The organism is Candidatus Planktophila versatilis (assembly GCF_002288265.1).
GTDB lineage: Bacteria > Actinomycetota > Actinomycetes > Nanopelagicales > Nanopelagicaceae > Planktophila > Planktophila versatilis.
Genome location: NZ_CP016778.1, coordinates 732849 through 754412, shown reverse-complemented (window position 1 = coordinate 754412; position 21564 = coordinate 732849). Strand labels below are relative to the sequence as shown.

Genomic DNA, 21564 nt, shown 5'->3' with positions numbered 1-21564 from the left:
GGCGTTAGTTTAGGGGAGCCGGGGCGCTACCACCAAGGCGGAGCGGGGCCCAGCGTTGACCCTGGTGTGAATCGGGATACTTCTGCTGCACCTGATGAAGCATCGTAATCATAGTTTCGCGTAGCAAACTCTCACTGGCTTCAACATCGCTCTGTTTATCAAAGTAGAGCGGTTCACCGAATTCCACGATGATGGGTATCTTCTCGCGACGCAGATTGCGCTTCACCTTTTTTGTCCAGATTCGCTGCGAACCCCAGACGATGGTGGGAATAACGGGAACACCGGCTGCCATGGCAAGGCGCACGGCGCCAGATTTTAATTCCTTTATTTCAAAGCTGACCGAGATGGTTCCTTCCGGAAAGATGCCGACTATTTCACTTGCGCGAAGGGCGCGTAGTGCTGCTACGAATGATGCCGAGCCACTATTTCTATCGACGCAGATATGGTGCATTCCACGCATAAGCGGGCCAGCTAATTTATTGTCGAAAACTTCTTTCTTAGCCATAAAGCGTACGTAGCGCCCAGTGGGAAGAGCGGCAGTTCCGGTGAGTGCGAAGTCTAAATAGCCCACGTGATTGATGGAGAGAATTGCTCCACCTTTTCGTGGGATGTGGTCAACGCCCTGAAAATCAAATCGAAGACCTAAGTATTTCCAAAAAAGCTTAATAGCTACGACAACTGGTGGATAGACAAGATCAGCCACGTAGTGAGCGCTTTTCTTGTGCTTGCTTATATAAGCGACCGGCGCGATAGGAGCTTCGCACGAGTGGGCCACTCATTACGCCACTGAAGCCAATGTCTTCGGCCTCTTGTGCCAACTCAACGAATTCATGAGGCTTAACCCATCGCTCAACTGGGTGGTGCTTACTTGTGGGACGCAAATATTGAGTGATGGTGATGAGGTCGCATCCGGCTGCATGGAGATCTATGAGTGCCTGTGAAATCTCTTCCCGAGTTTCACCAAGGCCAAGGATGAGGTTTGATTTAGTGATTAGACCAAATTCTCGCGCTTGGGTAATGACATTGAGCGAGCGTTCATAGGTAAATGCCGGACGAATCCTTTTGAAGATACGCGGAACTGTTTCAAGATTGTGGGCGAAAACTTCAGGACGTGTCTCAAATACTTCGTTGAGAAGGATGGGGTTTCCGCTGAAATCTGGGGCAAGCATTTCAACACCAGTGCCAGGGTTGAGTTCGTGCACCTTGCGAATTGTCTCGGCATAGAGCCAGGCACCTTCATCCTCTAAATCATCACGAGTAACTCCTGTGATGGTGGCGTATTTAAGACCCATTGATTGCACAGACTCTGCAACTCGTCGTGGTTCATCTCGGTCTAGTGGGTCAGGTTTACCAGTATCGATATTACAAAAATCGCAACGACGAGTGCATTTTTCGCCACCGATAAGAAATGTTGCCTCTTTATCTTCCCAACATTCAAAGATATTCGGACATGCCGCTTCTTGGCAGACGGTATGAAGGCCTTCGGATTGAACAAGGGAGCGAAGTCTGGTGTATTCCGGGCCCATATTCGCCCGAGTTTTAATCCACTCCGGCTTGCGTTCAATAGGGGTCTCAGTATTTCGAGCTTCAATACGCAGAAGTTTGCGGCCTTCGGGTGCGATTGTCATGCGCTCACCTTCGCTAAGTGTTGGCAGAGAATCTCTTCGACAACAGGTTGCACTTCATTAATAGTAATCGCTCTACCTAGTTCCTTTGCCATTGATGTCACGTCGGCATCGTTAATCCCACAGGGAACAATCTTGGTAAAGGCCGCTAGATCAGGATTTACATTGATGGCAAAGCCGTGCATGCTCACACCCGATGCCACGCGGATTCCAATGGCTGCAATCTTGCGAGCACCGCGTGAATCTTGCACCCAGACCCCAGATCTTCCGACGATGCGTTTACTTTCAATACCGAAGTGATTGCAGACTTCAATCAGCGCTGCTTCAATTTCGCGCACGAAACCAACTAATTCGCGGGGGTTTGCGAGTTTAACAATGGGATATCCAACTAGCTGTCCAATTCCGTGCCAAGTGATTTTTCCACCACGATCAACATCAATTACTGGTGTTCCATCTGTTGGCTTCTCTGAATCGAGAGTCCTTCTGCCAGCGGTGTAGACCGATGGATGTTCAACAATGAGTAGCGTGTTTCTAGCGAGCTCTTTGGTTACATCCAGATGAATTTTGCGTTGGATCGCCAGCGCCTGGTCATAATCCTGGGTACCGAGTCGCTGGGTCGCGATGGCTTCTGCGGATATTTGCGACTCGAGGTCGGGGCTAACAACTGGCACGGGTACAGCCTAAAGGTAGGCTAGGGCTCTAGCGAATCTCACATCCGCGCAAGCCCGAAAGGTCCACCCATCTCCATGTCTATTAACACTGCCCAAAAATCTCGTAAGCCTTTTGCCCTTGCAATGCTCGTGGTAATCATCTGGTTCCTGATCGTGGGCATCTTCGGACCGCTCTTCGGCAAGCTCACCTCGGTTCAAGAGAACAACAACTCTTCATTCCTGCCAAAGGGTGCGGAAGCCACCCAGGCATCTGAAGTTATTCAAACTTTTTCAGGGGAAGACTCTTTCAATTTGCCAGCTCTGGTTCTCTTTGAGGGTAAGACAACTCCCGAAACTATCGCAAAGATTAATGATCACATGCTTGGTGTTGGTGAACTGACTTTAGGTGGAACTGAGAAGAAGATCTCTGATTACCTAGCTCCAGATCAGGTGATTACTGTTTTCCCAGCGGCAGATGGTGAAGCCATTTTGGCAAATGTTCCACTTGATGGAAGCGCCATTGGCGAGCTATTGCCTAATGACGAGCCAGTTCTACCAGCAGTGGTTGAAGCTCTGCGCGAAGATGTCAAGGAATTTGCCCAAGGTGCTGGCGTCACTCAATATGTGACAGGACCTGCTGGATTACTCGGTGATCTCTTTAAAGCATTTGGTGCAATAGATTCGGTTTTACTCTTGGCAACACTCGGCGTGGTGGCAGTGATCCTTATCTTTGTTTATCGTTCTCCGATTCTTTGGATTATTCCCTTACTTTCATCGCTATTTGCTCTGGCAACTGCCGGTGGAATTATCTATCTCTTGGCAAAAAATGACATTCTTGATGTGGATGGACAGTCGCAGGGAATTCTTTCAGTTCTAGTCATTGGTGCGGCCACCGATTATGCACTGCTTTTGATTGCTCGCTATCGAGAAGAGTTGCACCATCATGAAAATAGATTCGATGCCATGCGCGCTGCCTATAAAGGCGTGTGGGAACCAATCTTGGCTTCTGGTTCCACCGTTGCAATCTCGCTTATGGTTCTTCTCTTTAGCCAGTTAACCAATACAGCAAGCCTTGGTCCTATCGGAGCTATCGGAATTGTTGTCTCAATGATCACCATTCTGACTTTACTGCCAGCCCTGATGTTGATTTTTGGTCGCTGGTTATTCTGGCCCCGCGTGCCACATAATGATGGCGATGATCATGTGCTGGAAGGCATGTGGTCAAAGGTAGGAAATTCTATTGGTCGCAATCCACGTAAGTCTTGGATAGTAACTGGAGCCATTCTTCTACTCTTTGCATTTGCATCAACTACTTTGAAAACTGATGGATTAGGAACGGTAGATTCTTTTACCGGAAATCCAGAATCAGTAGTTGGCCAAAAACTACTAGAAAAGCACTTTCCGGGCGGTCAAGGTGACCCCACACAGGTTGTCGTCAGTGCCGATAAAATTCAAGCGGTAACAGATGCGGTCAGGAACGCCCCTGGCGTAACAGATGTTTCTCCACAATTAGATGGTTTCCCGGTTCCGGGTCAACCACTGCCGGCGGTTAAGACTGTGAACAATAGGGCGATATTAAATCTGACCCTGAATAAGGCACCGGATAGCGTTGAAGCGGGTAATGATGTTCCTGAGATTCGCCGACTTGCTAAGGCGGCAGATCCCACCGCTTTAGTGGGCGGAACCAGTGCGGTGTATTACGACGTACGTCAGGCAAATGATCGTGATAACAAAACAATTATTCCAATCATCTTGATTGTCATCACCATCATCTTGGGACTTCTACTGCGAAGTATCCTTAGTGCAATAGTTCTTCTAGGAACTGTAGTTCTCTCATACTTTGCAACCTTGGGGGTATGCGCACTTGTCTTTAACCATGTATTTGGTTTCGCCGGCGGAGATAATTCATTCCCACTCTTCGCCTTCATCTTCCTGGTAGCTCTTGGCATTGACTACAACATCTTCCTTATGACGCGTGTGCGGGAAGAGTCGACCAAGATTGGAACTCGTGCCGGAGTTATTAAAGGCGTGACCGTCACAGGTGCCGTGATTACATCTGCTGGAATTGTGCTCGCTGCTACCTTTGCCGTCCTTGGCTTGCTCCCACTGGTTCCACTTGCGCAACTCGGCTTTGCCGTCGCATTTGGAGTACTGCTTGACACCATTATCGTTCGATCAATATTGGTGCCGGCACTTGTTCACGAAATTGGACCAAAAATCTGGTGGCCTTCAAAACTGCAAAATAAGTAAGCCATAATCACTTCGTGTCCGATAAACCTGTTGCCGTAATCGGGGCTGGCCTTGCCGGGCTCAGCGCTGCACTTACCTTGCAAGAGGCTGGACGTGAGGTTGTTATCTACGACGGTAGTGATCGCGTGGGGGGCCGGGTAGCGACAGATTACATCGACGGGTTCACACTCGATCGCGGCTTTCAGCTCATCAATGCCAAATACCCAGAGCTCCTTCGACTCGGAGTAGTTGATGAATTGGATTTCATCTTCGCACCACGCACTATTGATGTGTGCGTGGGAGAGAAAAGGATCGCGCTCGGAGACCCGCGTAGTAATCCGTTCACTAGCCTGAATCCAGCAACTGGAAGCTTGCTTCAGAAGCTCGGGCTGATTGCCTATCTCTTGCGCACAGCTGATGCAGCGAAATCTGTCGAAGAAGAACTAAGCCATCTAGGAAATCTTTATTCACGAGTACTCAAACCATTTCTCTCCGGCGTCTTTTTGACATCACCGGCATCGGTAAATGCAGTAATCGGAAAAGGATTGATTACATCGTTCATTTCCGGAAAGCCTGGGCTACCGCGTAAGGGGGTGGGGGCACTCCCGGCCGCACTTGCCGCTCGTATTCAGAAGATTGAGCTGAACCACCGAATCGACTCGTTATCGCAGTTTGAGAATCAAGAAGTAATCGTTGCCACAGATCTCACGACGGCTGCGCAATTACTTGATATTGCAAATGTGCCCAAATTGGCCGGTAGTACGACTTGGTACTACGAAGTACCCCAAGAACTCACCGGATCTGCGCGCCTGCTTATTGATGGTGAGCACCGGGGCCCGGTAGTGAACTCCATTGTTCTATCCAACTTGATTTCTACATATGCACCAGATGGAAAATCTCTGCTGGCTAGTACGACGCTAGATTTCGCTTCAGAGTCCGAGGTGCGAAGACATCTGGCTCTGATGTGGGGAGCACACACAGGCGGATGGTCCCTTATCGCTAAATATGACATTCCAAAGTCGCTACCAATTTTTGCGATTGGCAATCAAAGCGCAGCATCATCACAATTTTCTAATAACATCTATGTGGCGGGGGATTACAGAACTGCACCTTCACAAAATGGTGCGCTTTTGTCAGGTCGCCTTGCGGCGCAGGAGTTACTCCTCGATTAGGGCCGTTAGTGCAGTTGTGATGTGTGGGTAATCCCAGGTAAAGCCAGCTTCGGAAAGAGCCTGCGGAGTTACCTTCTTGCTTCCGAGGACTTCACTTGAGAAACCACCGAGTGCGATCTTTAGCGCAAAGGCTGGTGCTGGAAAAAGGGCTGGGCGGTGCATTGCGCGAGCTAGTGCTGATGTGAACTCTTGATTGGTCACAGGATTCGGAGAGGTGAGGTTAACCGGGCCAGATATTGGTTTTTCTAAAATAAAAGTGATTGCGTTGATGAGATCGTGCAAGGTAATCCAAGACCACCATTGTTTACCTGAACCAAGTTTTCCACCCAGACCTAAACGAAACAGTGGCAACATCTTTCCTAGTGCGCCGCCAGTTGGATCAAGAACCAGACCGGTGCGAATCTTTACGGTGCGCACACCCGTTGCAAGATCTGCAGCACCTTCCCACTCGCGGCAGACGGCAGCTAGGAAATCATCGCCGACGCGATCACTTTCAACAACCGCGCGGTTTCCGGATTCGCCATACCAACCAATAGCACTGGCTGATATGAAGACTTGTGGTTTAACTTCGCTCACAGCGTTTGCAATCGCAGTCGTTCCAAGCAGACGTGAGTTAAGGATTTCCGACTTATATTTCTTGCTCCAACGCTTATCGCCAACGCCAACTCCGGCCAAGTGAATCACCGCATCGACGCCACGTAGGGCTTCGATATCTACATATCCAGTCTTTGGATCCCACTGAATTTCATCAGGTGCAACAACGGCCCGGCGCACAAGGCGCTGCACAGTGTGGCCTTCACTCTTAAGATGACCAACCAGTGCGGTTCCGATAAGACCGGAAGCACCAGTGATTGCAATGCGTTGCGGAACTGACATCTATTAGAGACCTAGGTCTGCTTCGAAGGAACCACCTTCTAGCCGCTCTTTGAGTGTTACCAAGAAGCGAGCTGCATCTGCGCCGTCAACAACTCGGTGATCATAGGAAAGTCCAAGATAGACCATGGAGCGAATCGCAATAGTTTCTCCACCATCTTCACCCTTAACGACCATCGGACGTTTCACAACTGCCCCTAGTCCAAGGATCGCGACCTGTGGTTGGTTAATGATTGGGGTATCAAAGAGCGCGCCACGTGAACCGGTGTTAGTGATTGTAAATGTTCCGCCACCTAGTTCATTTGGAGTGACCTTGTTATCGCGAGTACGCGCAGCAAGATCTGCAATCTTTCGGGCAACGCCACCCATATTGAGATCACCCGCATTATGAATAACAGGAACCAAGAGACCGCGATCGGTATCAACGGCAATAGCTAGATGCTCTGCGCCGTGGTAAATAATCTGGTCACCTTCGACAGATGAGTTCAATACCGGATGTTGCTTCAAGGCTTCACATACTGCCACCGCAAAGAAAGGAAGGAATGAGAGCTTGACGCCTTCACGTGCTTCAAATGTTGCCTTTGATTTATCACGCAAGCGTGCAATCTTGGTGACATCCACTTCAACCACAGTGGTCAATTGTGCTGATACTTGTAGTGATTCAACCATGCGAGCTGCAATAACTTTACGCAGGCGAGACATAGTCACGGTTGTTCCGCGAAGAGGCGATGCGGCAACTGGCGCTGCTGCTTTCACTGGCGCCGAAGCAGCAGGTGCTACTGAAGCTGGCGCAGCAGGAGCGTTCCTCGGAGCAAGGGCTTCAATATCTTCCTTACGAATTCTTCCGCCGATACCGGTTCCCTTAACTGATGCCAGATTTACCCCGAGATCGTTAGCGAGTTTGCGAACGATCGGAGTGACATAGGCATCTGTTGGTTGTGAGACAGGAGCAGGTGCAACAGGTGTTGGCGCTGCAGGAGGCGCAACTGATGCTGCAACTGGTGCAGCAACTGGTGCCGGGGCCGCAGCAACTGGGGCAGGTGCAACAGGTGCTGGAGTTGCAACTGGCGCTGGTGCTCCACCTTGAACTCCAATAAGTCCTAGACGTGCACCGACTGCAACAGTTGTATCCACCGCTACATCGATTGCTAACAAAACTCCTGCGACAGGAGATGGAATCTCGGTATCGACTTTATCTGTAGAAACTTCAAGAAGTGCTTCATCAACTGCAACCGCATCACCAATGTTCTTAAGCCAACGTGTGACAGTTCCTTCACTCACCGATTCACCGAGTGCTGGCATGGAAATCACTGTTCCGCTACCACTGGCAGCAACAGGTGCTGCAACAGGAGGGGGAGTTGGTGCTGCAACAGGTGCTGCGGCAACAGGTGCTGCGGCAACAGGTGCTGCGGCAACAGGTGCCGGTGTGCTTGCGCCAGCTTGTGCAATTACGGCTAACTCTGCTCCAACTGCAACGGTCTGATCTACGCCGACAACAATCTTTGAAAGAACGCCCGCTGCTGGCGATGGAATCTCGGTATCAACCTTGTCTGTCGAAACTTCAAGGAGTGGCTCATCAACTGCAACGACGTCGCCTTCATTCTTAAGCCAACGAGTGACGGTGCCTTCAGTGACGCTCTCTCCGAGAGCTGGCATTGTGACTGAGAATGACATAGTTATTTTCTCCTCTTACTTAACCGTGCGAGTGAAGTGGTTTGCCTGCCAGAGCCATATGAGCTTCGCCCATCGCCTCTGACATTGTTGGATGTGCATGTAGAAGAGGAGCAACATCATCTGCAGTTGCTTCCCAGTTAAAGATTAATTGTGCTTCAGCAAGAAGTTCACCGACGCGAGCTCCCACCATGTGAATTCCCAAAATAGGCCCGTTCTTTTGCGCCACAAGTTTGATGGATCCGGCAGTCTTAAGAATCTGTGCCTTGCCATTACCGGCCAAGTTGTAGTCGAGTTCCACCACATCGTGTCCGCGTTCTTTGGCAACCTTTGTGGAGAGACCAACGGAGGCTACTTCTGGCTCGGAATAAGTAACTCGTGGAACACCATCGTAATTAATTGGTCGAGGATTCAGACCAGCAATTGTTTCGGCAACAAGAATCCCTTCTTGGAATCCAACATGTGCTAACTGCAAAGTAGGAATGATGTCTCCTACTGCGAAGATGCCAGGAATATTTGTGCGGCAATGGTCATCAACTGTGATGTATCCGCGATCCATTGCGATACCGACTTCTTGGTAGCCAATCCCATCGGTGACAGGCCCACGGCCAACTGAGACGAGAAGAACATCAGCAGTGAATTCACGACCATCTTCTAAAGTGACCGTTACTCCCTTGGAATCAACGCGATGGGATTTAAATCGCGTTCCAAGTTCAAAGTTGATGCCACGCTTGCGAAAAGCTCGCTCAAGTAACTTGCTTGAAGATTCATCTTCTAGCGCTACTAAATGCGGCAGACCTTCAATGATTGTGACCTCTGCACCAAATGATTTCCAGACAGATGCAAACTCACAACCGATAACGCCACCACCAAGAACGATGACGCTCTTAGGGACATAATCCATTGCGGTGCCATGATCGGATGTGATGACCTGCTTGCCATCGATATCTAAGCCAGGCAGCGTGCGCGCATAGGATCCGGTAGCAAGAACAATATTTTTTCCGACGTACTGGGTTCCGTTTACATCTACTGTGTTATTTGAAACTAGACGTCCAGTTCCTTCAACGTAGGTGATTCCGCGAGATTTAACGAGACCTTGTAGCCCTTTATAGAGACCGGCAATGACGCCATCCTTATAGGAGTTCACTCCGCCCATATCGATGGAGTTAAATGTTGCATTGACTCCAAATTGGGATGACTCACGAGCGCTATCTGCAACTTCACCTGCGTGAAGTAGCGCCTTGGTTGGAATACATCCGCGGTGTAAACAAGTACCACCTACCTTGTCCTTCTCGATCAGTGCTACGGATAAACCGAGTTGTGCACCTCGAAGGGCTGCTGCGTAACCGCCGCTTCCTCCACCAAGAACTACAAGATCAAAATTCGACACAGATTGACTCCTCTAAGCCTGCTCAACTCTAGCTTCCAACAGGGGTTATCTTGCCAGCCTTAGCCGCCTAAGGCTAAATCGCGAAAAAGTGACTACTGGCCGCGCGCTAATTCGACCAAAGAGCGCAGGGCTATACCTGTGCCTCCCACGGGGGTGTAGCCATGGGGCGCACCTTCATTAAATGCCGGACCTGCAATATCCAGATGTAGCCATGGAAGATCTTCGCTGACAAACTCCTTAAGAAATAGACCGGCGACAAGCATGCCGCCCATGCGATCTCCGATATTGGCCATATCGGCAACAGGGGAGTCAAGTGATGAACGCAACTCAACCGGAAGTGGCATGGGCCAGAAAGATTCACCGGCAATCTCTGTCGCTCTCAAAAAAGTAGCTGAGAAATCTTCGTTGTTGGTCATTACCGCACTTGTGCGAGTACCGAGTGCGACAACTTGGGCGCCAGTAAGAGTTGCAACATCGATGATTCCATCTAGGTCACTTGTTTCCTGTGCTTTCACAAGTGCATCCGCCAGCACTAGGCGACCCTCTGCATCAGGGTTGAGAACTTCCACAGTCTTTCCGCCATAGATGGTGATGACATCACTGGGTCTGGTCGCATTCTCACTGACCATATTTTCAGCAAGGGGCGCCCAGGTTTCGATAGCTACCGGTAACTTAAGTAAAGCGATGGCAATTGTTGCTGCGCACACCGCCGCAGCTCCACTCATATCTGACTTCATCGCCTCCATACCGAGGGCGGGCTTGAGCGCGAGTCCACCGGTGTCGAAGGTAATTCCTTTTCCGACGAAGGCATATTTCTTCTGCGGTGTTGCACCCTTTGGGGTATAGGTGATGTTCAGTAACCTCGGAGGGTTAATCGAGCCTTGACCGACAGCGGTAATTCCACCGAAGCCTTTAGATTTCAATTGCGATTCGTTCATCACCGAAACCTTTAGCCCCACAGATGCGCCACCAGCAACCTTGACAGCGTCGCTGATTGCGGCGCAGAAACTTTCGGGAGTGAGGTGACTTGGAGGAGTATTAATTAAATCGCGCACCAGATGGGTATAAGTAGCAATCACTTCGGCCGAGTGAGCAGCATCCTTTGCTGCAGGTGTTGGGGCCAGAAGTGAGAAGAGGGTGATGTTTTTTAGGGGAGACTTTTGAGCATCCTTCGTAGAACCTCTAAATGAATCAAAGAGGTAGCTTCCAAGTCCAGCACCTTCTGCAATAGCACTCAGGCTGCGAAGATCTTTGGCGGGCAGAGCGAAAGTGGCACTGGCATGTCCAGCTAGCGAGCGAGCGGCGGCGCCAGCTGCGCGACGTAGTACTTCAGAGTCATAAGATGATGAAACTTTTCCGAGTCCGGTAAAGATAATCAAGCGAGTTGTGATGCCGGCAACTTTAATTACTTCATCGGCCTTTCCGGTCGCACCTAAATCACTGAGGGCTTGTAGCAGAGGTTTGGTGTCAAAGGGAAGGTCACCAGATTCAATCTGAAATGAAGCCTTGGCACTCTTTCCAACTTTTGACGCGAGACCAACAACCAGCACATCGTCTTTCACGATTCCGTCGGTGAGGCGGATGGTTGTCATTAACTGCTCCTTCGATTCTCTCGCCCAGTTTTCGTGATGGCGATACAGAGTTCAGATGTCGGGTAAGTGTAAGTTGTCATCGTGAAAAACTCACCTTTGCATCAGAAACATATCCAGCGCCAAGCCAAGATGGCCGACTTTGGTGGTTGGTTGATGCCGATTGAATACCCCGGAGCTGGAGTTCTTGCTGAGCACAAGGCGGTGCGCGAGCGGGTTGGGTTATTTGACGTTTCCCATCTTGGCAAAGCCAGTGTGAGCGGACCAGGGTCGCTGGAATTTCTTAATCTGATGTTTACCAATGATCTGAGCCGGATCACTGATGGCAAGGCCCAATACACCCTGCTTTGCAACGATGATGGTGGTGTCGTTGATGACCTGATTGCTTATAAGAATAGCGATGAGGATTTCTTCTTAATCCCAAATGCATCAAATACTGCTGATGTAGTTCGCGTTCTGCAATCCCAAGCCCCGCAGGGAATTTCGGTCACCAATCTTCATGAAGAATTTGGGGTGTTAGCGCTGCAAGGTCCTGATGCACAGGCAGTGATTAAAAGCTTGGGAGTTAATCCGACGATGGATTACATGGCTTTTGCTCATGTCATGATTGGTGGTTGCGATGTAATTCTCTGCCGAACTGGTTACACCGGTGAACATGGATATGAAATCGTCCCACGTTGGGATGATGCCGAAGTTGTTTGGGATGTCCTGGTGCAAGCGATGAAAGCATTCGATGGCGAGGTATGCGGACTCGGTTCCCGAGATACCTTGCGCACTGAGATGGGTTATCCATTACACGGTCATGAACTTACGCTAGAGATCACACCAGTTCAGGCCAGTGCGGGATGGGCAATTGGATGGAAGAAAGTGAATTTTCGCGGCGCCACAGCGCTACGTGCCGAGCGCGAAGAGGGCACTGTTCGCACACTGCGCGCCCTGAAATCAAATGATCGCGGTATTCCGCGCGCGGGAATGGTTGTGAAGGATATGCAAGGTGCGGAAGTAGGAGTCGTCACAAGCGGAACCTTCTCCCCGTCACTAAAAGCTGGAATTGCACTGGCACTGATTAATCCAGGGTTGAGCGAAGGTGATGAAGTAGTGATAGATGTGCGAGGGCGCACATCTTCGGCAACTATAGCTTCGTTGCCATTTTCCCCATCGCACGTTCGCTAGTCGTAAAATTTCTAAATTCAATTGGTGAGAGAAATGCAGCGCGCGTATGAGCCCGTCGCAGCGCCCCAAGTACGGGTACCCCCGTCAGAATAATCAGAACGGACGTGAATATCGCACGGGGAATATCCCAGGCCATGGCAGATAAGAAGTGGTAACTCAGAAAGTTGCTCAGGTTGGCAGATATCGGTGCACCGGCAGTAAATGAAAGCTGGGAGTCGACTCCCAGATACCACGGCCAAAATTGCAGATCCATGGCAATCCCGAAGAATTCGGCGGCAAGAATTCCATAGAGCACAAGAAGTGCAATCTCTTTTTTTCCGCGCACCTTGCGAGGGAGTAACCCGACACCAAGTCCAATCCAGGCAGCGGCAAAACATTGATATGCCAGCCACGGTCCGGTGCCGCCAGTGATGAGCGCTGATAGCAACATGGAAAGTGCGCCTAGAAGAAAGCCAAATGACGGACCAAAAACTCGCGCACTCAAAATCAAGAGAAACCACATTGGTTCAAGGCCCACCGCACCTGTTCCAAGAGGACGCAGGGCAGCAACTAACGCGGAAAGCAGAGCAAGGAGGGCGACTGATTTTGCATCGAGTGAACCGTTACTGACACTGATCAGAAAGAGCGCGAGTGCAAGTGGAGTAGCACAGAGAAATATCCATTGCGGATGCGAAACTTGCGTAGAGATTAGAAATGGCCAGCAGAATCCAAGTAGTCCCACCGTACTCGTTGCAGCTAGCACCAAGAACTGTAACTTCGAGAAGATAAGAATGTTCTTGGTTTTCATGAGTTTGCTGCTAACGCTGCAACAACATGATCGACTGTGAGCCATGGTTGTGGAGACATGATCTTGGCAACTTGCGGGGCAAAGGCGGGCGAACTCAGTAAAACATCGAGGGTGGAACCGTCGGCAACTATTTCACCTTCTGCTAAGAAAATAACTCGGTCAGCTAACTCGGCAACAAGTTCAACATCGTGTGTGGCAAGTAGAACGGGGTTATTAAGTGTTTTGGCATACTCTTTGAGTGCAAGCGTGAAGAGTGCTTTGGCTTGATAATCCAAACCTCTAGTGGGTTCATCAAGAATGAGAAGTTTCGGATTTCCAGAGAGCACAATGCTCAGAACAAGTGCTAGTCGTTGTCCTTCGGAAAGATCGTGCGGATGTGCATTTTCAGAGATTGCTGGAACAAGCCTGTTTAAGAATGCGAGTGTGGTGCCTGGGGTAAGGCCAGCTTGGATATCGGCTTGTGCGCACTCACCTTGCACGCTTTGGCCATAGAGTAAATCGGCCGGCTCTTGTGGAACATAACCAATCGTTTCTCGTCGTTTACTTCCTGCCAGCTCAGCCGGATCGCCACCGTAAACCCGCACCGAACCAGCATTGGGTTTTAGTACTCCCACAATGGCTTCAAGAAGTGAACTCTTACCAGCCCCGTTGCGTCCCATCAGAGCGACAATTTCTCCTTGGCCGATTACGGTCGAAATCTTATGCAGTGCAATATCGGTGCCATATTGAATCTGAAGTGAGTCCACTTCGATTACTGGTGAAGTTGACGGTCGTGGCTTTGCTTCCACCTGGGTATCAATATTTCTAACTTCAGTTGTAAGCCGGCGCACTTCTCGCACACTCGTTCCAAATTCACTTAAGTTCAGCGCGCGGGCAAGTCGGATAATTGGTGGAACGAGTGTCGATTTTTCAAGAATCTCTTCAGCGCTACCAATAGAGGTCTCGCCATCACTTTCGATATAGATGATGCGATCAACGAATTGAATCACTCGTTCCAAACGATGCTCGGCAATAATGACAGTGACGCTGAGATCGTGCACCAGGCGATGCAGGACTGAGAGCACTTCCTCAGCCGCTATCGGATCTAGGGCACTCGTCGGTTCATCAAGAACCAATACTTTGGGGTGCATCACCAGCGCTGAGGCGATGGCAACGCGCTGTTGCTCACCACCGCTGAGCGAACTGATTGCTCGATTACGAACCGAATTCAGACTGAGTAAATCAAGGACTTCCTCGACTCGCTTTCGCATCACATCAGGTGCGAAATTAAGAGCTTCCATGCCAAAGGCAATCTCTTCTTCGACGATATCTGTTACAAATCCATTGATGGGGTTCTGTCCAACAATTCCTACTAAGTGAGCGAGGGAGCCGGGCTTTACCTCGCGCGTAGAAATTCCATCGACTGTAATGTCACCAGCCAGGATTCCACCCGTGTGATGGGGAACAAGGCCATTGATAAGACGCAAGAGTGAAGATTTTCCAGATCCGGTCTGGCCCATGACTAAGACCATTTCACCTTCAGCGATCTGGCAAGTGAGGTCTTCCAAGATTGTCTTGGTCGTGTGCGGATAGATCAGTGAAACATTGGAAAAGGTGATCATGATGCGACCATCACAGTTGCCGCGGCCACAGCCGTTATCACAAAGTAAAAATCACGAGCAAGCCACGGTGCGGGGCGATAACGAGACCTCTTTCTACTCACACCATAACCACGAGAATCCATCGATTGCGCCAGCTGCAAAGAGCGAGTGAGAGTCTCCTCCAGTAGCGGCAAGGCGATAGAGCGCAGAGAAACTTTATCGATGCCTCTCATCTGTTGCGCTCTTCTTATTCGCTTCACACTTTGCGCAAGTTGTGGAAAGACGGAGGTTGCAATTACAAGGGTGATGCCGATTTCATAAATGAATACGGGCAAGACTCGGAGCAATTTGTGTGGACTAGTCAGAGCAGATGCTGCTCCGAAGAGAGCGATCATGGTGGCGATGATGACACCTTCGTGAAGTGAAGATGAGAGTCGTTCCAGTGTTACTGCGCCGCCGATACGGATTCCGGGCATCCAGGAGGGTAGCTCGAGGATTGGAATCCGAAAGAGTTCGGTTCCTGGAATCGGAACACCGATGAGTACTCCCATGAGTGCGCGGATTGCGATGATGAAAACTCCGACTCGAAGAGACCACCAGAAAGTCGCATTCCACGGTGACCCATCTTTGCGCAGGTAGACAACTAAAGCCGCTACACCCACTGTGGCAAGTGCCACCCAGGTGTTATCTAAAGCCACGATTCCAATTGCGAGAATCAGCGACCAGACCCACATAGTCAGTGGGTGTAGCGGTTTAGTCATAAGTGTTGCTAACTACTTCTTGAGAAGTGCGGCCGGAGTTTTGATCTCCACGCCACATTCCTTCTTTGGATATCCATTAAAGCCGCAGATGAGCCCTGATTTAGCTGCGCGAACTTTGACTACTTGACCCAGGACATCGATACCTTGTGAGCTCATCGCGGTGGTAACGCAGCGAGTGATTGTCTTTTGCACCATTTCACCTGCAGGTGCGTATGCCTTGTTTCCAAAATCAACAACGAGTGCGATGCGTTTCTTGCCAGGAACCGCCTTTGTATTTCCACAGATAGCTGTGAAATTAGCCTTCACTGAAGGTGCTACCGATGGAATGTCATCGCTGCTAAATACGAAAGACCATCCTTCAACTGCGCCATCTTTGATATCAACGGTTGGGCCTGTCATTGCCGCAGTCCACGTGGTGGCACCTGGTGCTGCTTGGAAGTAACCCCAATAGCGGTATCCCTTTGTTGCTGCTGCTTGAGATGGTGCCATTGAAATGGCTTGGGAAGCGATCAAGATGATCGCGATGAGTGATGCTGTTTTACTGTGCTTCATGTACTGGAGTCTCCTGTGTTAGAGAGTCTCACAGGGGTAGCTCGCAAGCGCTAAGCACGGAAGGCCTAGTAACTCTTGGACTACACCCCGCAAACCTCGGCGGGTGTTGGTCTAATGCAAATATCTAGGTGGGTAATCCGACTTGATTAGAAGTCAAAACTTCTGCTCTTACGGTTGCGGGTCAGCGTCGGATTTGCACCGAACTTCCCCCACGGAGATATCTATTTAGTTGTGGTCGAAGAAAACCACATGAGGTGACCCTTGGCAACTAGCCACGCAAGGACATAAGGTGGGCGATATGGAATATAGACGCCTCGGAAGTTCAGGAATGTATGTCTCAGAGATTTCTTATGGAAACTGGGTTACCCATGGATCCCAAGTTGAATCTGAAGCAGCTGCAAAATGTGTGAAGGCTGCCCTCGATTGCGGCATCACAACATTTGATACAGCCGATGTCTACGCTGGAACAAAGGCAGAAGTTATTTTAGGTAGAGCGCTCAAAGGCGTGCGCCGTGAATCATACGAATTACTTACCAAGGTCTACTGGCCAACTGGACCTGGAAAAAATGATCGTGGACTCTCTCGTAAACACATTATGGAATCTTGCAACGCTTCACTCAAGCGTCTAAAAACTGATTACATCGATCTTTATCAGGCACATCGATTTGATGTGGAAACACCGCTAGAAGAAACCTTAAGCGCCTTCGATGATCTGATTCGCCAGGGGAAAGTTCACTACATCGGTTTCTCGGAATGGACCGCCCCACAGATAGCCCAGGCACTTGCGATTCAAGATGCACGTGGATACAACCGATTTGTCTCCAGCCAGCCGCAATATTCTGCGCTCTGGCGAGTGATTGAAGCCGAAGTTGTTCCGCTTTCAAAGAAAGAGGGGATTGGTCAGATTGTTTGGTCACCGATGGCGCAAGGAGTTCTCACTGGCAAGTATCTGCCGGGTGTGAAACCTCCGGCTGGCTCCAGGGCAACAGATAAGAAGAGCGGAGCAGGTTTTATCTCAGCCTTTATGAAAGATGAAATTCTGGTTGCTGTGCAAAATCTGAAACCGATAGCGGCAGATCATGACTTAACTACTTCTCAGCTTGCTCTGGCCTGGGTATTGCAGAACGAGAATGTCTCTTCGGCAATCATGGGTGCTACAAAACCGGCTCAGGTGAAAGAAAATGTTAAAGCAGCTGGAGTAAAGCTCTCACTCGATGTCATGGCAACTATCGATAAAATCCTGGGGGATTTACCCGAACGCAGAGCCGATCAAGATAAAACTCCTAGACCACGCGCTTAAGTAAAGAAGTTTAGAAAGAATCTCCGCGTTTGATTGCTGGCTTTGGCGTGCGCATTCTGCGCATCTGGGTGGATCGAAGCCAGCCATACATTCCAATTCCTTTGATTTCAGCGCCGGGGAATTTTTCGGTCACTACTGTCTTGAGTTTTCGACTGAGGAAGAATCCATCAACTACTGAGGTGAGAAGTACCGCGTACATAATGAAGATACTTCCGAGCTGAAAGATTCTAGATGGAATCAGGGTCAGAACTAGAACGACGAAGATGATCGGCAAGAAATATTCACCCACTGAGCGACGGGCATCAACATAGTTACGAACAAATTTCTTGACCGGTCCTTTATCGCGCGCAGGAAGTGCGCTCTCATCTCCGCGAAGATAAGCAGCGCGCTGTGCAACACGTGCGGCGCGTGATGCTTCTTTAGCTCGAGCCTTCTCTGCCTTAGTAGATGCGGGGGCGAGTGAAGAAACTTTGCGTGCAGCTTCGGCCTCTTTGCGCTTAGGAGTAGGGCGACCTTTTTTATCGTCAGTTGATTCAGTCATGGGCGCAACTATAGAGCGAGCATCTGTTCTAGAGCCAACTTTGCATACTTTGCTACGCGTGGATCGACCTTAATCTCATTAACGATGTGGCCGGCAATGATGGACTCCATCGACCAGACCAGGTGCGGCAGGTCGATTCGATTCATTGTTGAGCAGTAGCAGACCGTCTTATCCAGAAAGACAACTTCCTTATCTGGATTATTGGCAGCCAGCCTAGAGACTAAGTTCAACTCGGTACCGACCGCCCATTTACTGCCCGGAGCTGATTGCGAAACAATCTGAATAATTCTTTCAGTACTTCCCACAACATCCGCCGCCGAGACAACCTCATATTGGCACTCTGGATGGACAATCACTTGCACGCCGGGAATTCGGGTTCGCACCTCATGAATTGAATCGAGTGAAAAGCGGCCATGAACAGAACAATGCCCACGCCAAAGAATCATCTTCGCTCCACGAATTTCATCTTCTGTAAGGCCGCCCATGGGTTTCCATGGATTCCAGAGCACGCAATCTTCCAGTGATAAGCCAAGTGATAACACAGCGGTATTTCGCCCTAGGTGTTGATCGGGCATAAACAAGACTTTCTCGGATTTAGCAAAAGCCCACTCAAGTGATTTCTGCGCATTTGATGAGGTGCAAATAGTTCCACCATGTTCGCCGGTGAAACTCTTGATGGCTGCAGATGAATTCATATATGTCACTGGCGTCGTGCGGGAGGCAACACCTAACTTCTCAAGATCTTTCCAACATTGATCCACTTGATTGGCCGTGGCCATATCTGCCATAGAACAACCAGCAGCTAGATCTGGAAGTATGACTTTCTGTGTTGCGCTAGTCAGAATGTCGGCACTTTCGGCCATGAAATGCACTCCGCAGAAAAATATGAACTCTGCCGAACTTTGATCGGCCGCGGCTTGTGCGAGCTTAAATGAATCACCAGTGATATCGGCAAAGCGGATAACTTCATCGCGTTGGTAATGATGACCAAGGATCAGGGCTCGATCACCTAATGTGGCTCGGGCAGCTATCGCTCGCTCAACTAAGGTGGGGTCACTTGCAGCCGGTAACTCACCCGAGCAGGAGACTCCCCGTTCAGAGGCTAGGTCTTTGCCTTGGCCTAAGACGAGCAGATCTGAGAGTGAGATAGACACGGGAGCATTGTCATCTCTTTCGGTTCGCCACGGCAACCCGGCGCGAGTATTCTTAGCCACATGACTACTGAAATGACTTCAACTCCTGTCGAGCTTACAACTGGCATCACACTTACTGATGTCGCGGCCGCAAAGGTTTCAGCCCTTTTAGCTCAAGAAGGTCGCGATGACCTCTATCTTCGTGTGGCAGTGCAACCAGGTGGCTGCTCTGGTCTTAAGTACCAGCTCTACTTCGATGACCGCGCACAAGATGGCGATATCGCACGTGAATTCGGTAGCGTCAAAGTTGTCGTAGACAAGATGAGTGATCCATATTTGATGGGCGCCTCAATTGATTTTGTAGACACCATCGAAAAGCAGGGCTTCACCATTGATAATCCAAATGCGCAAGGTTCATGCGCATGCGGCGATTCATTTAACTAACCCCACCTTTTACTGAGAATCTCTCGATAGATTGCGCCCATGAAAATTGGCGTTGCAGGTTCTGTTGGGCTAGATCACCTGATGACCTTTCCGGGCAAGTTCACAGATTCACTGGTCGCCGGTTCTCTTGAAAAAGTCTCGCTCTCATTCCTTGTCGATGGTCTAGATGTCCGTCGCGGGGGATGCGCCGCCAATATCGCTTTCGGCCTTGGAGTTCTGGGACTTAACCCAATCTTGATTGCTGCGGTAGGTAAAGATTTCGCTGATTACGATGCCTGGCTCACACGCCATGGCGTGGACACATCACACGCCCTCGTCTCCACCGAGCAACACACCGCCCACTTCACAGTCACAACTGATACCGAGTTAAACCAGATTGCATCATTTTTCCCGGGTGCCATGTCAGAGGCTCGCAACATTGAGCTAAAGCCAATCATCGACAAGGTAGGAAAGCTCGACATCCTGGTTGTTTCCCCAGATGATCCGGAGGCGATGCTGCGCCATACCGAGGTGGCAATTGCGATGGGAATCGCGGTGGCAGCTGATCCTTCTCAGCAGATGGCGCGCATGAACGGCGAAGAAATCAAGAAACTTATCGATGGCGCTACCTACCTATTTATGAATGAATATGAGTTGGCACTTGCTATTCAAAAGACTGGGTGGAGTGATCACGAAATTCTGCAGCGAGTGAAATATCGGATTGTCACATTGGGCTCAGATGGTGCACGGGTTGAAAGTATCGATGGAACATTCATTAAAGTTGGATGCGCCAAAGAGAAGGCAAAAGTGGATCCAACAGGTGTCGGTGATTCCTTTAGATCTGGCTTCGTTGCCGGGCTTGCGTGGGGACTATCGCATGAGCGGTGCGCCCAACTTGGTTCAATGATTGCTACCTATGTGATTGAAACTACTGGTACTCAGGAATATCGATTTACGAGCGCTGAATTTCTCACTCGCTTTACCGAGGCCTACGGTGATCAGGCAGCGAGTGAAATTGCCAGCCACCTTCCCGCTTAAGAAGTAATCTCAGAAATCGCGCTTACTAAAGCTTGAACATCAGCGCGAGTCATCCCATTTTTTAGAGTGATGAGCAGATGTCCATCGGTCGGATAACCCATTGCTGCCAATACGTGGCTCGGCTGTAGATCTGCGGGGGAGCAGGCAGAACCTGAATCCACATCAAGTGAGCGCGCAGCTAGCTCGCGCACCAAATGCTCTCCATTAAAGCCAGCGACGATGATGGAGAAAACGTTAGTAGTAGCAGGTGCTTGTGGGGCGACCACGCGCACACCAGGAATTGTAGCTAATTCAGAAATTGCGAACTCACGAAGTGTGGCCTCTTCGGGAGTGAAGTTTGTCAGTGCAACTGATGCGGCTATCAGCAAGGGCAGCGAAAATGTTCCGGGTGATTTGATTGGAGCAATATGAGGCAGCGGATATGCGAATTGGGTTTTGTTCTTGATCGCAAGAATTGCTAACCCGCCAGGGCCATACCAAGAACGGGCATCAAAGAGTGCGGTATCCCAATGATCAGGTAGGGCAATTCTGGGGCCAGAAGATGTTGCATCGACGGCTACGAAATTCGATAGCCCTGCAAGTCTCTGTGAGTCCTGCACAATGCCAGTTTCACCATTAGCTAATTGCAATGAGAGCACTGAATTCTGTGGAATTTGAGCAGAGTTAATCGCTCCCTGATCATCGACCTGTAATTCCGTAATGGCTCCACGATGAGATCGTGCTATCGCTCTGATTTTTCCTTTGTCGGTAGCCGAGTATGCAAAGGTGAGGTCATCTCGAAGCAGGCCTGCGATAGCCAAGTAATGGCCCAGAGCAGGCTCCCCAAGGACTTCCAAGGAATCTGCCGGCACCTTCAATTTCGCAGCGATATTTTCCAGCGCTTGATTTCCCAGAATTGCCGCTCGGGCCGATGACTGCGAAAGTTTCTTCGGATCAGCCCATCCTTGGTCAAAGGCGGCCAGCAGGGCGCTACGAACTACCTCGGCTAGAGGTGACTCTGATGTGAAGTTTCCTGTGACACGTACCACCGGATGAACGCTACTGCCTCGAATGGGCGCATGCACTTCTCGCCACTAT

General features: G+C 50.0%; 20 protein-coding genes and 1 riboswitch. Of the genes, 6 read left to right on the top strand and 14 right to left on the bottom strand.

Annotation, left to right across the window (positions count from 1 at the left end; translation table 11 throughout):
* Nucleotides 1-4: 4 nt before the first annotated feature.
* From A1sIIB76_RS03830 to lipB, 3 genes are read right to left on the bottom strand one after another with little or no spacing between them, the layout of a single operon-like run.
* Nucleotides 5-703, bottom strand: a complete 699-nt coding sequence (locus A1sIIB76_RS03830) for a lysophospholipid acyltransferase family protein (RefSeq protein ID WP_095697054.1) — start codon at nucleotides 701-703, stop codon at nucleotides 5-7.
* The gene (gene lipA, locus A1sIIB76_RS03825; RefSeq protein WP_095693722.1) at nucleotides 696-1628 is read right to left on the bottom strand and encodes a lipoyl synthase; all 933 of its coding nucleotides are present in this window, start codon (nucleotides 1626-1628) and stop codon (nucleotides 696-698) included. Before lipA ends, A1sIIB76_RS03830 begins: the two co-directional genes overlap by 8 nt.
* A complete protein-coding gene (gene lipB / locus A1sIIB76_RS03820; protein WP_223298748.1) occupies nucleotides 1625-2296 on the bottom strand; it encodes a lipoyl(octanoyl) transferase LipB in 672 nt (223 codons plus the stop codon). The genes lipA and lipB overlap by 4 nt, the downstream gene beginning before the upstream one ends.
* A gap of 75 nt (nucleotides 2297-2371) precedes the next feature.
* Between lipB and A1sIIB76_RS03815 the strand changes: the two genes are divergently transcribed.
* On the top strand, nucleotides 2372-4525 hold the full coding sequence (locus tag A1sIIB76_RS03815) for an MMPL family transporter (RefSeq protein ID WP_095697053.1): 2154 nt from the start codon (nucleotides 2372-2374) through the stop codon (nucleotides 4523-4525).
* Between the two features lie 14 nt (nucleotides 4526-4539).
* A complete protein-coding gene (locus A1sIIB76_RS03810; RefSeq protein ID WP_095697052.1) occupies nucleotides 4540-5676 on the top strand; it encodes a protoporphyrinogen/coproporphyrinogen oxidase in 1137 nt (378 codons plus the stop codon).
* On the opposite strand, the gene A1sIIB76_RS03805 is transcribed toward A1sIIB76_RS03810, so the two are convergent.
* From A1sIIB76_RS03805 to A1sIIB76_RS03790, 4 genes are all read right to left on the bottom strand, one after another.
* Nucleotides 5662-6552, bottom strand: coding sequence for a TIGR01777 family oxidoreductase (locus A1sIIB76_RS03805; protein ID WP_095697051.1), 891 nt, complete (start codon nucleotides 6550-6552; stop codon nucleotides 5662-5664). The two genes, A1sIIB76_RS03810 and A1sIIB76_RS03805, sit on opposite strands and share 15 nt — an antisense overlap.
* A gap of 3 nt (nucleotides 6553-6555) precedes the next feature.
* Entirely contained in the window at nucleotides 6556-8223 is a 1668-nt protein-coding gene (gene sucB / locus A1sIIB76_RS03800; protein ID WP_095684782.1) for a 2-oxoglutarate dehydrogenase, E2 component, dihydrolipoamide succinyltransferase, read from the bottom strand.
* A 19-nt stretch (nucleotides 8224-8242) separates the two neighbouring features.
* On the bottom strand, nucleotides 8243-9610 hold the full coding sequence (gene lpdA / locus A1sIIB76_RS03795; protein ID WP_095684781.1) for a dihydrolipoyl dehydrogenase: 1368 nt from the start codon (nucleotides 9608-9610) through the stop codon (nucleotides 8243-8245).
* Nucleotides 9611-9702: 92 nt separating this feature from the next.
* Nucleotides 9703-11202: a leucyl aminopeptidase gene (locus A1sIIB76_RS03790; protein WP_095697050.1), complete on the bottom strand. Its 1500-nt coding sequence runs from the start codon at nucleotides 11200-11202 to the stop codon at nucleotides 9703-9705.
* Between the two features lie 81 nt (nucleotides 11203-11283).
* On the opposite strand from A1sIIB76_RS03790, the gene gcvT reads away from it, so the two are divergent.
* Nucleotides 11284-12372, top strand: a complete 1089-nt coding sequence (gene gcvT / locus A1sIIB76_RS03785; protein WP_095684779.1) for a glycine cleavage system aminomethyltransferase GcvT — start codon at nucleotides 11284-11286, stop codon at nucleotides 12370-12372.
* On the opposite strand, the gene A1sIIB76_RS03780 is transcribed toward gcvT, so the two are convergent.
* From A1sIIB76_RS03780 to A1sIIB76_RS03765, 4 genes are read right to left on the bottom strand one after another with little or no spacing between them, the layout of a single operon-like run.
* Nucleotides 12332-13159 carry an ECF transporter S component gene (locus tag A1sIIB76_RS03780; protein ID WP_095684778.1) on the bottom strand — a complete coding sequence of 276 codons (828 nt, stop codon included), beginning with the start codon at nucleotides 13157-13159 and terminating at the stop codon, nucleotides 12332-12334. The genes gcvT and A1sIIB76_RS03780 overlap by 41 nt on opposite strands.
* Nucleotides 13156-14760 carry an ABC transporter ATP-binding protein gene (locus A1sIIB76_RS03775; protein ID WP_095684777.1) on the bottom strand — a complete coding sequence of 535 codons (1605 nt, stop codon included), beginning with the start codon at nucleotides 14758-14760 and terminating at the stop codon, nucleotides 13156-13158. Before A1sIIB76_RS03775 ends, A1sIIB76_RS03780 begins: the two co-directional genes overlap by 4 nt.
* Nucleotides 14757-15500: an energy-coupling factor transporter transmembrane component T family protein gene (locus A1sIIB76_RS03770; RefSeq protein WP_095684776.1), complete on the bottom strand. Its 744-nt coding sequence runs from the start codon at nucleotides 15498-15500 to the stop codon at nucleotides 14757-14759. Before A1sIIB76_RS03770 ends, A1sIIB76_RS03775 begins: the two co-directional genes overlap by 4 nt.
* A 12-nt stretch (nucleotides 15501-15512) precedes the next feature.
* A complete protein-coding gene (locus A1sIIB76_RS03765) occupies nucleotides 15513-16052 on the bottom strand; it encodes an SCO2322 family protein (protein WP_095674893.1) in 540 nt (179 codons plus the stop codon).
* Nucleotides 16053-16126: 74 nt separating this feature from the next.
* Nucleotides 16127-16287, bottom strand: a riboswitch (adenosylcobalamin (AdoCbl) riboswitch).
* Nucleotides 16288-16350: 63 nt separating this feature from the next.
* Here A1sIIB76_RS03765 and A1sIIB76_RS03760 point away from each other — a divergent pair.
* On the top strand, nucleotides 16351-17352 hold the full coding sequence (locus A1sIIB76_RS03760) for an aldo/keto reductase family protein (protein WP_095674892.1): 1002 nt from the start codon (nucleotides 16351-16353) through the stop codon (nucleotides 17350-17352).
* A gap of 10 nt (nucleotides 17353-17362) precedes the next feature.
* On the opposite strand, the gene A1sIIB76_RS03755 is transcribed toward A1sIIB76_RS03760, so the two are convergent.
* Entirely contained in the window at nucleotides 17363-17893 is a 531-nt protein-coding gene (locus A1sIIB76_RS03755) for a DUF3043 domain-containing protein (RefSeq protein ID WP_095684775.1), read from the bottom strand.
* A gap of 8 nt (nucleotides 17894-17901) precedes the next feature.
* Nucleotides 17902-19041, bottom strand: a complete 1140-nt coding sequence (gene nadA, locus A1sIIB76_RS03750; RefSeq protein WP_095685210.1) for a quinolinate synthase NadA — start codon at nucleotides 19039-19041, stop codon at nucleotides 17902-17904.
* A gap of 66 nt (nucleotides 19042-19107) precedes the next feature.
* On the opposite strand from nadA, the gene erpA reads away from it, so the two are divergent.
* Both erpA and A1sIIB76_RS03740 read left to right on the top strand, forming a co-directional pair.
* Complete coding sequence (erpA, locus tag A1sIIB76_RS03745; RefSeq protein ID WP_095674890.1) at nucleotides 19108-19470, top strand: iron-sulfur cluster insertion protein ErpA; 363 nt, start codon at nucleotides 19108-19110, stop codon at nucleotides 19468-19470.
* Between the two features lie 39 nt (nucleotides 19471-19509).
* The gene (locus A1sIIB76_RS03740) at nucleotides 19510-20487 is read left to right on the top strand and encodes a carbohydrate kinase family protein (RefSeq protein WP_095684774.1); all 978 of its coding nucleotides are present in this window, start codon (nucleotides 19510-19512) and stop codon (nucleotides 20485-20487) included.
* On the opposite strand, the gene A1sIIB76_RS03735 is transcribed toward A1sIIB76_RS03740, so the two are convergent.
* On the bottom strand, nucleotides 20484-21551 hold the full coding sequence (locus tag A1sIIB76_RS03735; RefSeq protein WP_095697049.1) for an aminotransferase class V-fold PLP-dependent enzyme: 1068 nt from the start codon (nucleotides 21549-21551) through the stop codon (nucleotides 20484-20486). The genes A1sIIB76_RS03740 and A1sIIB76_RS03735 overlap by 4 nt on opposite strands.
* Nucleotides 21552-21564 lie beyond the last annotated feature (13 nt).

Excerpts from the sequence above, each read along its gene's own strand:
- lipA (WP_095693722.1), bottom strand. The coding sequence starts at position 1,628 with ATGACAATCGCACCCGAAGGCCGCAAACTTCTGCGTATTGAAGCTCGA.
- A1sIIB76_RS03815 (WP_095697053.1), top strand. The coding sequence starts at position 2,372 with ATGTCTATTAACACTGCCCAAAAATCTCGTAAGCCTTTTGCCCTTGCA.
- A1sIIB76_RS03805 (WP_095697051.1), bottom strand. The coding sequence starts at position 6,552 with ATGTCAGTTCCGCAACGCATTGCAATCACTGGTGCTTCCGGTCTTATC.
- sucB (WP_095684782.1), bottom strand. The coding sequence starts at position 8,223 with ATGTCATTCTCAGTCACAATGCCAGCTCTCGGAGAGAGCGTCACTGAA.
- A1sIIB76_RS03790 (WP_095697050.1), bottom strand. The coding sequence starts at position 11,202 with ATGACAACCATCCGCCTCACCGACGGAATCGTGAAAGACGATGTGCTG.
- A1sIIB76_RS03780 (WP_095684778.1), bottom strand. The coding sequence starts at position 13,159 with ATGAAAACCAAGAACATTCTTATCTTCTCGAAGTTACAGTTCTTGGTG.
- A1sIIB76_RS03775 (WP_095684777.1), bottom strand. The coding sequence starts at position 14,760 with ATGATCACCTTTTCCAATGTTTCACTGATCTATCCGCACACGACCAAG.
- A1sIIB76_RS03770 (WP_095684776.1), bottom strand. The coding sequence starts at position 15,500 with ATGACTAAACCGCTACACCCACTGACTATGTGGGTCTGGTCGCTGATT.
- A1sIIB76_RS03765 (WP_095674893.1), bottom strand. The coding sequence starts at position 16,052 with ATGAAGCACAGTAAAACAGCATCACTCATCGCGATCATCTTGATCGCT.
- A1sIIB76_RS03760 (WP_095674892.1), top strand. The coding sequence starts at position 16,351 with ATGGAATATAGACGCCTCGGAAGTTCAGGAATGTATGTCTCAGAGATT.
- A1sIIB76_RS03755 (WP_095684775.1), bottom strand. The coding sequence starts at position 17,893 with ATGACTGAATCAACTGACGATAAAAAAGGTCGCCCTACTCCTAAGCGC.
- erpA (WP_095674890.1), top strand. The coding sequence starts at position 19,108 with ATGACTACTGAAATGACTTCAACTCCTGTCGAGCTTACAACTGGCATC.
- A1sIIB76_RS03740 (WP_095684774.1), top strand. The coding sequence starts at position 19,510 with ATGAAAATTGGCGTTGCAGGTTCTGTTGGGCTAGATCACCTGATGACC.